This is a genomic window from Aquabacterium sp. A7-Y (assembly GCF_026153205.1).
Classification (GTDB): domain Bacteria; phylum Pseudomonadota; class Gammaproteobacteria; order Burkholderiales; family Burkholderiaceae_C; genus Caldimonas.
In genome coordinates this window covers 75046-87075 of record NZ_JAPFBW010000003.1, presented here as the reverse complement: position 1 = coordinate 87075, position 12030 = coordinate 75046, and the positions used below count along the sequence as shown (strand labels likewise).

Below are 12030 nucleotides of genomic sequence, written 5' to 3'. Positions count from 1 at the left end.
CTTCGGAGAGAATGCGCGCAGCAAAACAGAGGGATCGGAAGAGATGTCGCAAACGCTCCGCGCCAAGCTGCTATCGGCGGTGGCGGTCCTGGGCCTGGCCGCTGGGGCGGCCGGGGTGTGGTGGCTGGACTCGCGCGGCGGTGCCGGCGACGAGGCCGCCCCGCCGCTCTCCGACCCATCGGCGCGTTTCGTCGCGCTGGACTGCAAGCCGCGACTGCTGGACGATCGGCCGGCGCTGTCGGTGAGCTTTTCGCAGCCGCTGGACCGCAAGCAGTCGCTGGGCACCCTGATCCGGGTGGTCGACCTGGGCCCGGTGGACGGCGCCAAGGCCGGGGCGGCCGCGGCCTCGGCCGCCGAGGGCAAGCCGCTGGAAGGCGCCTGGACCATCGGCGAGAACCCGCGCATCGCCTACTTCCCCTACATCCAGCCGCAGCGGCGCTTCCGCATCGAGGTGCAGAACGAGCTGCTGTCGGCCGACGGCGTGAAGCTGGCCGAAGCCAAGACCTGCGAGCTCAGCAGCGAGGCGATGGCGCCCTCCTTCTACTTCGCCAGCCGCGGCGTGGTCCTGCCGGCCGGCCAGAACGGCGGGCTGCCCATCGTCACCGTCAACCAGCCGGAGGTGGACGTGCAGTTCCTGCGCGTCAACCCCTCGGACCTGCCGCGCTTCCTGGAACGGGTGGCCGGACGCCCGCGCAGCAGCGACGACGAGGACGAATACGGCTACAGCGAGAACTCGACCCTGAAGGGCCACGTCGGCGGCTGGGAGCTCGACAGCCTGCGCAGCAGCACGCGCAGCGTCTACCTGGGCCGCTTCCGCACCGGCGAGACCCCCAACAAGCGCCATGTCACCTTCCTGCCGGTGGAAACCATCAAGGAGCTGCAGGAGCCGGGCGTCTACATCGCCGCGATGGCGCCGCCGGGGCGCTTCTCCAACGACTACCAGGTCACCTACTTCTATGTCAGCGACATCGGCGTGCACGCGCGGCGCTACGCCCGCTCGCTGGACGCCTTCGCGACCTCGCTGAAAAGCGGCCAGGGCCTGTCGGGCGTGGAGTTCGAGCTGCTCGACGAAGACGCCCGTCCGCTCGGTAAGGCGAAGGCCGACGGCGACGGCCATGCCGCCTTCGACAGCGTGCCCGAGTCGGCCCGCCTGCTGGTGGGCCGCCAGGGCAAGGACATGAGCGTGATCGTGCTGAAGGAGCCGGCGCTCGATCTCTCCGAGTTCGACATCGGCGGCCACAGCGCGGGCAACACCAAGCTGTTCGCCTATGCCGGGCGCGACCTCTACCGCCCCGGCGAGCAGTTCCAGGTCTCGGTGCTGGCGCGCGACGCCGACGGCCGGGCGATCGCCCCGCTGCCGCTGCACGCGACCCTGGTGCGCCCCGACGGCCGCACCGTCTCGACCACCGTGGTGCGGCCGCGCGACAAGCTGCCGGGGTACTTCCAGCACCCGGTGTCCCTGCCCGCCGATGCCCAGACCGGCAGCTGGTGGCTGGAGCTGCGCACCGACCCGGGCTCCAAGGAGGCCGACACGGTCTGGCGCTTCCAGGTTGAGGAGTTCCTGCCCGAGCGCATGAAGCTCGACCTCCAGACGGCCAAGCCGGTGCTGACGCCGGCCGACGAGTTCGAGGTGCAGGTACAGGGCGACTACCTGTTCGGCGCGCCCGCGGCCGGCAACCGCCTGATCGTCAGCGCCGCCGTGGAACGCGAGCGCCTGGCGCTGCCGCGCGAGTGGCCCGGCTTCATCTTCGGCGACTTCGCCGACGACGAGCGCAAGGAGCGCCAGCAGGTCAGCGACGACAGCCTGGACGACGCCGGGGCTGCCACCATCACCCTGCCGCAACTGGCCGCAGGGGCGGCCTCGCCGATGCAGGTGCGCGGCAGCTTCAGCCTGCTGGAGTCGGGCGGGCGCCCGGTGGTGCGCTCGATCGAGCGGACCGTCTGGCCGGCCGACAAGCTGCTCGCGCTGCGCCCGCTGTTCGACCGCGGCGTGACGCGTGAAGGCGGCAAGGCCGAGTTCGAGCTGGTGCGCGTGAACGCCCAGGGTCGTTTCGTGCCGCTGGGCAAGGCGCCGGTGCGGCTGATCCGCGAGGAGCGCGAGTACTACTGGCGCTACGACGACCAGAAGGGCTGGCACTCCGGCTACACCGAGACCGACGAGCCGGTCGAGAGCCTGGAAGTCGCGCTGAAGGAGCGCGCGCGGCTGGCGCTGCAGGTCGGCTGGGGCCGCTACCGCGTCGAGATCGACGACCCCGAAACCAAACTGACCCTGCGCTACCGCTTCTACGCCGGCTGGAACGCCCAGGACGCCGAGGCCATCGGCAACCGGCCCGACCGGGTGCAGGTCAAGCTGGCGAAGGCACCGCTGAAGGCCGGCGACACCGCCGAGCTGACCGTGACGCCGCCGCACGACGGCAGCGCGGTCGTGACGGTCGAGGGCGACCGGCTGTTGTGGAGCGACCGCATCGATGTCTCGACCGACGGCACCACGGTCAAGGTGCCGATCGACAAGAGCTGGGCCCGCCACGACCTCTACTTCACCGTGACGGCCTTCCGTCCCGGCAGCCAGGGCGAGCGCGTCACGCCGGCGCGCGCGGTGGGCCTGGCCCACCTGCCGCTGGCGCGCCAGGAGCGCCAGCTCAAGGTCGCGATGACGGCACCGGCCAAGGTGCTGCCCGAGCAGCGCACGCTGGTGAAGGTGCGCGCCGAGGGCCTGCAGGGCCAGCCTGCACACGTGACGCTGTCGGCAGTGGACGTCGGCATCCTCAACATCACCCGCTTCAGGACGCCCGATCCGATCGACTATTTCTTCGGCAAGCACCGCTACGGCGCCGAACTGCTGGACCTGTACGGCAAGCTGATCGAGAAGATGGAAGGCAGCCCCGCCAAGCTGGCCTTCGGCGGCGACGCCACGCCGGGCGACTCCAAGAGCCTGCCCAAGAAAGTCAAGCTGGTGGACCTGTTCAGCGGGCCGGTGCAACTGGACGCCCGCGGCGAGGCGCAGATCCCGCTCGACATCCCCGACTTCAACGGCACCCTGAGGCTGATGGCGGTGGTCGCCTCGGCCGAGCGTTACGGCCGGGCCGAGGCCGAGATGGTGGCGGCTGCGCCGGTGGTGGCCGAGCTGGCGACGCCGCGTTTCATCTCGCCGGGCGACACCGCGACCATCGCGTTGGACGTCACCAACCTGAGCGGCAAGCCGCAGCAGCTGACCGTCAAGCTCGAAGGCGCCGAGCCGGTGCGCATCCGGGGCGGCGAACAGAGCGTCAGCCTCAAGCACCAGCAACGCACCACGCTGCGCTTCGCGGCCGAAGCGACCGACGCCTATGGCCTGGGCCGCCTCAGGCTGCAGGTGTCGGGCGGCGGGCTGCGTATCGTGCGCGAGTCGGTGCTGCAGGTGCAGCCGGCCGCGCCGCTGGAGCGCGAAGTGCGGCGCGTGCGGCTGGAGCCGGGCGGCAGCTTCAAGATCGAGCCGGCCTGGGTGGAGCGTTTCCACAAGGGCTCGACCAGCATCGGCCTGACCGTCTCGAACAAGCCGCCGCTGAACGTTGCCCAGCTGGTGCAGGGCCTGCTCGACTACCCCTACGGCTGCCTCGAGCAGACCACCAGCGCGGCCTATCCGCACGTGCTGATCGACGAGGCGGCCGCCAAGGCGCTGGGCCTGAAGCCGCGCAGCCACGAGGAGCGCACCCGCTTCATCGAGGGCGCGATCGGCCGGCTGGCCGGCATGCAGGGGCACAACGGCGGCTACACCTTGTGGGGCAACGGCAGCTACGAGGGCTGGCTGTCGGCCTATGTGATGAGCTTCCTGCAGGATGCGCGCCAGCAGGGCTTCACGGTGCCCGACCGCATGTACAAGCAGGGCCAGGACTGGCTGCTGCAGCAGCTGCAGCAGGCGCCCAACCGCTTCGGCAGCCTGCCGGCCGAGGCCAAACCCGACGCCGCCGGCCGCTACCCCTCGCAGCACCACGGCACGCTGCGCGAGAGCCACCAGCGTTTTGCCGAGCTGGCCCATGCCGGCTATGCGCTGGCACGCGACCAGAAGGCGCCGCTGGCGATGCTGCGCCTGCTGCACGACAAGTACCGCGACCGGGCCCGCTCGCCGCTGCCGCTGATCCACCTGGGCCTGGCGCTCAGGCTGATGGGCGACGAGAGCCGCGCCAAGGTGGCCCTCAACGAGGCCATGCAACGCCCCTACGGCATCGCCTACACCCGCGACAGCTGGGGCGACTACGAGTGGCTGGGCGACTACGGCTCGCCGGTGCGCGACGTCGCGATGGGCTATGCGCTGATGGTGCGCCACCAGGTGAACCATGCGCGACGCGAGAACCTGCTGATCGACCTGGTGAACCGGCTCGGCAGCCGCCAGTACTACTCCACCCAGGAACGCCTGGCGCTGGTGCTGGCGGCCCGTGCCGCGGGCGGCTCGTCCGGCGGTGAGTGGACGGCGCTGCTGAAAACCGGCGAGCGCAGCGACACCATCAGCTCCCGCACCACCGAGCAGCGTGCCCTGGACGTCGCTGCCCTGGCGCGTGGCGCGACGCTGACCAGCCAGCACGGCGAGCCGCTGTTCCTGGAGTTCGAGGCCTCGGGTTACCCGCTCAAGGCGCCGGCGCCCAAGACCGACGTGATCGAGCTGCAGCGCGACTGGTTCAGCATTGACGGCAGCCCCTGGAAAGGCGGCAAGCTCAAGGTCGGCGACATGCTGATCGTGCGCGTGACGGCCCGGGCCAGCCGGCAGATCGACGACGGCCTGATCGTCGACCGCATCCCCGCCGGCTTCGAGGTCGAGAACCTCAACCTGTCGCAAGGGCCGGAGGCGGGCGAGTTTTCGGTCGGCGGCGTCAACCTGGCGGGTGCCATGGCCGACGACCGCATCCGCCACCGCGAGTACCGCGACGACCGGTATGTGGCGGCGGCACGCCTGAGCCATCAGGACCTCCACGTGTTCTACCTGGTGCGTGTCGTCACACCCGGCCGTTTTGTCGTGCCCGCGCCCTTCGCCGAGGACATGTACCGCCCCGAGCTGCGCGGCATCGGCCGTTCGCCGGCCAGCGGCATCGTCATCACCGATCCGCGCGGCGGCGGCGTGCCGGAGGAAACCCCCGCGCCGGATGAGGCGGCCTCCGCGCCCGCCGCCGCCCCGGCGGCCAGCGCTGCGGCAGCGGCTGCGGCCCCCGCCGCGGCGGCGTCCCGCTGACCCGGAGCCACTCCTCGTGGCGCAGTCCCGGCCACCAGGCAGCAGCAGCGGCCGCCCACGCTTCGGCCGCCGGCGCTCTCTCGAACTGGCGGCCGCGGCGCTGCTGGCGGTGTTGCTGGCCCTGGACCAGGCCCTGCCGCCGCCCCTGCCCCGTCCCGACGGTGCCAGTGTGGTGCTGGCGCGCGACGGTACCCCGCTGCGCACCTACCCCAGCGGCGACGGCATCTGGCGCCAGCCCGTCGGCCCCGAGCGGGTCTCGCCGCTCTACCTGCAGGCGCTGCTGAACTACGAGGACCGCTGGTTCTACTGGCACTTCGGCGTCAACCCGCTGGCGCTGCTGCGCGCCGGCTGGCAATGGGCCAGCAACGGTCGGGTGGTGTCGGGCGGCTCGACGCTCACCATGCAGGTGGCCCGCATCATCGACCCGCCCCCACCCGGCGGCCGCGGGCTCGCCGTCAAGCTGCGCCAGATGGCACGCGCCGTGCAGCTGGAGCTGCGCCTCAGCAAGGCCGAGATCCTCACGCTCTACCTGCACCATGCGCCGATGGGCGGCATCGTCGAGGGTGTCGAGATGGCCAGCCGCAGCTACCTGGGCAAAAGCAGCGAGCACTTGAGCCATGCCGAGGCGGCCCTGCTCGCCGCCCTGCCCCAGGCCCCTTCGCGGCTGCGCCCCGACCGGGCGCCGCAGGCCGCCCAGGCGGCGCGCGACAAGGTGCTCGCGCGTCTGGCGGAGTTCGGCGTCTGGAGTGCAGCCGAGATCGAGGATGCACGCATCGAGACCGTCGCGGCCCAGCCCATTCGCGGCCACTGGCTGTCGCCGCTGGCCGCCGAGCGGGTACGCCGGCAGGCGCGCGCCGCCGGCCGGCCGGCGACCGCGCTGACCACCACCATCGACATCGAGCTGCAGGCCAGCGTCGAGCGCATGCTGCTCGACCGCGTCAACAGCCTGCCGCCCAAGGTCTCGATGGCGGCCCTGGTGATGCACAACGACACGCTGGAGGTGCTGGCCTACGCCGGCTCGGCCGACTTCGCCGACCGCTCGCGCGCCGCCCATGTCGACATGGTGCGCGGCGTGCGCTCGCCGGGCTCGACCTTGAAACCCTTCCTGTATGCGCTCGCGCTCGACGACGGGCTGGTGCACGGCGAGAGCCTGATGGTGGACGCGCCGCAGTCCTTCGGCGGCTACCAGCCCGGCAACTTCCAGGCCTCCTTCAGCGGGCCGGTGAGTCTGTCGCAGGCCCTGCAGCGCTCGCTCAACGTGCCGGCCGTGGACCTGCTCGACCGCCTGGGGCCGCCCCGCTTCGCCGCGATGCTGCGCGCCGGCGGTCTGAAGCTGCGCCTGCCGGCCGGCGCAAGCCCCAACCTCAGCCTGATCCTGGGGGGTGCGGGCACGACCCTGGAAGAGCTGGTTGGCGCCTACCGGGCGCTGGCCCGCGGCGGCGTCTCGGGCCAGCCGCGGCTGACGGCGGCCGAACCGCGTCTCGAAGCGCGCCTGATGAGCGAAGGCGCGGCCTTCATCGTGCGCGACATCCTGGAGGCCGGCGGCCATCCCGACCGGCCCTTCGCGGAAGGCGTGCAGCGGGTGGCGTGGAAAACCGGCACCAGCTTCGGCTTCCGCGACGCCTGGGCCATCGGCGTGACCGATCACCACACGGTGGGCGTCTGGGTCGGCCGGCCGGACGGCACGCCCAACCCCGGTTTTTTCGGGGCCAATGTCGCGGCACCGCTGCTGCGCGACATCGTCGCGGCGGTGCCCACCCCGCCACAGGCTCTGGCGCGGCGCCGGCCGGCCAGCGTCAGCAGCGCGACCACTTGCTGGCCGCTGGGCCTCAAGCTCGAGGCCACCGACCCGGCCCATTGCGGGGTCCGCCACACCGGCTGGGTGCTGGACAACACCGCCCCGCCCACCCTGCCCGACCGCTCGCGCAGCGACGGCCTGCTCGCCACCCGCGGTGCCTGCGGCGGCGCTGGCGAGCGACATGCGGTGGCACGCTGGCCGGCCGCCCTGGAGCCCTGGCTGCGGGATGCCGTGCCGCAGGCGCCGGGGTGCGAGACCCAGGCCGGCAGCGGCACCCGTCTGCGCATCGCGGGTCTCGAGCCCGGCGCCCGCCTCAAGCCGGCGCCGCGCCTGCCTCATGTGGACCTCAGCCTGTCGGTGGTCGGCGGCGAGCCGGCCGACGCCACGGTGTACTGGCTGGTCGACGGCCGGCAACAGCGCCGTGCGCGGGCCGATCGACCGGTCACGCTGAGGCTGGCCGACAACGGCCCCCACGCGATCACCGTGCTGGACGGTCTGGGACGCTACCACCGCGTCGACGTGGTCGTCAGCGGGTTGCCCGAGCGGCAAGCGCCCTGAGCCTTCGCCCCCGCCACTCGACATCCTGATACAGGTCCGCGTGACAAACGCAGAGAAACTCCTGTCGAAGTTGGCAGCAGGAGGGTCTGACAGGACGGACACGGCTGCCTGACCGGCCCAGCGGCCGCCCACAACAACATGCCGTTCATGATCGACTTCAACGCCAGCGCGGTCGACCTCGCCAGCCTTGCCGACATCGCGGCCGACGCCCTGGTTTTCGTCCTGCCCGCCGGCGGTGATGCCGCCCCGGACCTGGGCGGTCCACTGGGCCGACACCTGCAGGACGCCCTCGCGCTGGGCGGCCTGCAGCTCAAGGCAGGCCGCACGCTGTGCCTGTACCAGCCGGAAGGCGTGGCGGCACGGCGGCTCGTCTGGTCGGTCGCCGCGGACACGGGTCCCAAGGCCTTCAGGGCTGCGGTGCACGCCGGCATCTCCGCGCTCAAGGGCCAGCCGGTCGAGCATCTGGCCGTGGCCAGCGCCGTGTCGCTACCGCTCGGCGCCGCTCATGCGGAAGCGCTCGTCGCCGCAGCCGGCGACGCCACCTACGTCTACCGCCACACCAGACCCGGCGCCGAACCAGCATGGGCGCTCGCCAGGGTCACGCTGCTGCAGCAGGATGCCGACGCCGCCGCAGGGGCACGTGGACTGGCGCGCGGCCGTGCCATCGCGGCCGGCGTCGAGCTGGCCCGCGACTGCACCAACCGGCCGGGCAATCACTGCCGGCCAACGCAGTTCGCCCAGCAGGCCGAGGCCGTCGCCGCCGCGCACGGGCTGGCGGTCGAAGTGATGGGCCGCAGGGACGTCGAGAAGCTGGGCATGGGCGCCTTCCTCGCGGTGGCACAGGGTTCGGAGGAACCGCTGCGCTTCATCGTGCTGCGCTACCAGGGCGCGCCGCGGCGGCAGGCGCCGGTGGTCCTGGTCGGCAAGGGCATCACCTTCGACACCGGTGGCATCTCGCTCAAGCCGGCCGCCGAGATGGACGAGATGAAGTCGGACATGGGCGGCGCCGCCAGCGTGCTCGGCACCTTGCGTGCCATCGCGGAGCTCAAGCCCCGCATCAACGTGATCGGCGTGATGCCCTGCTGCGAAAACATGCCGGATGGTCGCGCTGTCAAGCCGGGCGACGTGGTCACCAGCCTGTCGGGCCAGACCATCGAGATCCTCAACACGGACGCCGAAGGCCGGTTGATCCTGTGCGACGCGCTGGCCTATGTGGAACGTTTCAAGCCGGCTGCGGTGATCGACATCGCCACCCTCACCGGCGCCTGCGTCGTCGCCTTGGGCCACCACCGCAGCGGCCTCTTCTGCCGCGACGACACGCTGGCCGACCAGCTGCTCCGCAGCGGCGAGGCAGCGCTCGATCCGTGCTGGCGCCTGCCGCTGGACGAGGAGTATGGCGAGGCCCTCAAAAGCGAGTTCGCCGATGTCGCCAATGTCGGCGCCGGACCGGCAGGCGGTGCAATCCGCGCGGCGGCTTTCCTCAGCCGCTTCACCGCCGGCTACCGCTGGGCGCATCTCGATGTGGCCGGCACCGCCTGGCGTCGCGGCGAGAGCAAAGGCGCGACCGGCCGTCCGGTGCCCTTGCTGACGCACTACCTGCTCGGCCAGGCCGAGGCATCCGCTTCAAGCACAGCGAGGCCTGCACGATGAGCGAGACGACACCGAGCCCCATCGACGGCGTCGACCGTGGCGACAGCGAGAGCGGGTGTGCTTGCCCAGGCTCAGCCAGCCAGCGCCACGTCCCCGCGCCAGGCCGGGCGACGCGTGCGAACCTGGCCGATGCCGTGCACCGCGCCCTGGATCTTGTCGACCAGGCCGGCCAGCTGCTCCAGGTCCTTGCGCGATACATGGCGGAACAGCTCGCGGTCGGCTTCCTGCATCTTGCAGCGCACCTCGTCGCGCAGTTCGCTGCCCTTGGGCGTCAGGTAGGTCAAGGTATGGCGTCGGTTGGTGGGCAGCACCTCGCGGCGGATCAGGCCCGCACTTTCCATGCGTCCGAGCAGGGCCGAGACGGCCGGCGAGTCAATCTCCATCGCCCCCGCCAGCGTGCGCACGTCCACGCCCCGCGTCTCGCTGCACAGCTCGAGCACGTAGGACTGTGGCGCCGAGACACCTTGCGGCAGGAAGTGGCGGTAGTACTCCGAGATCGCGCGCCACCCGCGGTAGAAGTTAAAACAAACGTATGACCGGAGTTCCGGTTGCTCTCCACCTTCGTCGTTCATAAAAACGCGCCCCTTTTTTCAACGGCTTGTTTCTGGATGTTAAGACAGCTCAGGGAAGCGACCTGGCAGGGTCGTGACGAGTGGACACCCTAGAACTATCCCTAGTTCCATAGTAGAGGCAAATGATGTGCCATCAAGTCCGGCCGTCTCGCCCGTTTTCCGACGAGCGGCGCTCAGACTACCCGACGGTTTAACTTCTTGCGGGGGTGCGGGGATCCAGCGTCGGGGTGGCCGGGGCCTGGTGCGCCCGGGTCACGCCTGCCGACCTGCTGCGGCAGCAGGCGTTCAGCGGCGCTCGTGGGGGTGAGGTGCGGCGGCCTCGTCGGCATCGATCCGCCAACAGGCGAAACAGGCGGCGGCCGCCAGCAGGTTCAGCGGTGCGAGCCAATACAGCTGCCTGACGCCGTCCTCGCTAAGGGGCCCGAGGCTCAGCGGAGCGCCGAAGTGCCAGAGCAGGGCCAGCAGGTTGAGGTAGACGGCCGTTCCCGTCATCACCGCGGCGGGCGCCCGCGGCAGCAGCGTCCACGGCAGGTCGCGTGTTGCCATGCCGGTGCGCCACCAGGCTGCCGCGCCTGCGGCCAGGCCCGCCAGCAAGCAACCCCAGGCCGAGCACCGGCCGCTGTCGTCGAGGCCAGCCAGCGTCAGCGCCAGCACGCTGGCGACACCCAGTGAAGCGGCCGCCCCGGCGGCGCCATTCAGGGGCGGCATTCGCACACAGATCTCCTGGCGGCGCAGAGGGCGTCGCCGCTCGGGCCCGGGCTGCACCCTCCGCAGCGGCGCGCCGCGAACCGCCATCCAGACACGGACACGGACACGGCCGGACTCACACGCCGGCGGCCGGCTGCGGGCGCTCCGCCAGGCCCGCCTCGGCGGGCTGCGGGGCCGTCAACCGGGACTCCGAGCGCATCAGCCAACGGATCAGCGGCGTCGCGATGAAGGTGCTGACGATGGCCATGATCACCAGCATCGTGAACATCTGGCGCGGCAGGACGCCCATGTCGTAACCGATGTTGAGTGCGATCAGCTCCATCAGGGCCCGCGTGTTCATGCAGACGCCGATCGCCATCGAGCTGCGGTGCGATTCGCCGAGCGCCCTGGCGGCCAGGTAGGCCCCGCCGAACTTGCCGGCGAAGGCCACCGCGCAGACCAGCAGGCATTGCAGCCAGGCGTTGCTGTCCCCCAGCGAGCCAACGTCGGTCCTCAGCCCGGTGTAGGCGAAGAAGATGGGCAGGAACAACGCGTTCACCAGGCCGCCCATCTTGTCCTTCCATTGCTGCACGAACTGCCGGTTGTCATGCAGCGCGACGCCGATCACGAAGCCGCCGATGATCGCGAACACCCCCAGATTGCTGGTGACGGCGGCCGATACGAACAGCAGCACGAGCAGCAAGGGCAGCGCCACCGGGTTCAGGACGCCGTTCTTGTCGGTGTGCCGGTTCAGGCTCTTGTGGATCAAGGGCCTGAGCACCAGGAACACCAGCGCGATGTAGGCGGCCAGCCCGCCCAGGCGCCATGCGAAGTTGCCCGGCTGGAAGCTCGACGTCACGATGGCCGACACGACACCGAGCAGCAACCAGCCGAGGATGTCGTCGATGGCCGCGGACCCGATGGTCAGCGCCGCGGTGCGTGTGTGCGACAGCCCGAGCTCCATGAAGATGCGCCCGAGGATGGGAATGGCCGTGATGGACATCGCGGTCGCAAAAAAGAGCCGGAAGGCCAGCAGGTCGGGACGCTGGCCGCTCATTTGCTCCCAGAACCACGGCGCGGTGAGGTAACCGAGCAGGAAGGGGCACACGATGCCCGCGATGCTGATGACCACCACGGTGTGCCGCGCGGCCGACAGGTTGGACTTGAATTCGAACTCCAGCCCGATCTGGAACATCAACAGGATCAGCCCGGTCTGCGCCAGCCCGACGAAAATCGTCGAGGTTTGCGGCACGAACAGCGCCGCGAACACATTCGGGAACAAGGCGCCCAGCAGGCTCGGCCCGAGCACGAGCCCGGCCAGGATCTCCCCCGCCACGTCGGTCTGGCCCAGGTACCGTTTGCTGGCCCACGACACGACACGCGTGAGCACCAGGATCACGATGAGTTGATACAGCAGTTGCAACACCAGGTGCTCTGCCTGGCTGCCCACCGCGCTTTGGGCGGCGCCTGCAGCGGCCGTCCCGACTTGTTTGGCACTTTCCAGCATGATCCCCCCTTAGGGTTGAAAACGGCCCCGTTCCACACGACGGGCGCCGGAAGCAAAA

The 12030-nt window shown here is 70.9% G+C and carries 6 protein-coding genes; 3 read left to right on the top strand and 3 right to left on the bottom strand.

What is annotated here, in order from left to right:
* Positions 1-43: 43 nt before the first annotated feature.
* From OOT46_RS03440 to OOT46_RS03430, 3 genes are all read left to right on the top strand, one after another.
* On the top strand, positions 44-5200 hold the full coding sequence (locus tag OOT46_RS03440; RefSeq protein WP_265402185.1) for an alpha-2-macroglobulin family protein: 5157 nt from the start codon (positions 44-46) through the stop codon (positions 5198-5200).
* Positions 5201-5216: 16 nt separating this feature from the next.
* On the top strand, positions 5217-7556 hold the full coding sequence (gene pbpC / locus OOT46_RS03435) for a penicillin-binding protein 1C (protein WP_416136142.1): 2340 nt from the start codon (positions 5217-5219) through the stop codon (positions 7554-7556).
* Between the two features lie 150 nt (positions 7557-7706).
* On the top strand, positions 7707-9206 hold the full coding sequence (locus OOT46_RS03430; protein ID WP_416136149.1) for a leucyl aminopeptidase: 1500 nt from the start codon (positions 7707-7709) through the stop codon (positions 9204-9206).
* Positions 9207-9277: 71 nt separating this feature from the next.
* On the opposite strand, the gene OOT46_RS03425 is transcribed toward OOT46_RS03430, so the two are convergent.
* From OOT46_RS03425 to OOT46_RS03415, 3 genes are all read right to left on the bottom strand, one after another.
* Complete coding sequence (locus OOT46_RS03425) at positions 9278-9778, bottom strand: MarR family winged helix-turn-helix transcriptional regulator (RefSeq protein WP_265402183.1); 501 nt, start codon at positions 9776-9778, stop codon at positions 9278-9280.
* A 285-nt stretch (positions 9779-10063) separates the two neighbouring features.
* Positions 10064-10486: a hypothetical protein gene (locus OOT46_RS03420; RefSeq protein WP_265402182.1), complete on the bottom strand. Its 423-nt coding sequence runs from the start codon at positions 10484-10486 to the stop codon at positions 10064-10066.
* 115 nt (positions 10487-10601) lie between these two features.
* On the bottom strand, positions 10602-11972 hold the full coding sequence (locus tag OOT46_RS03415; RefSeq protein ID WP_265402181.1) for a cation:proton antiporter: 1371 nt from the start codon (positions 11970-11972) through the stop codon (positions 10602-10604).
* Positions 11973-12030: the final 58 nt, after the last annotated feature.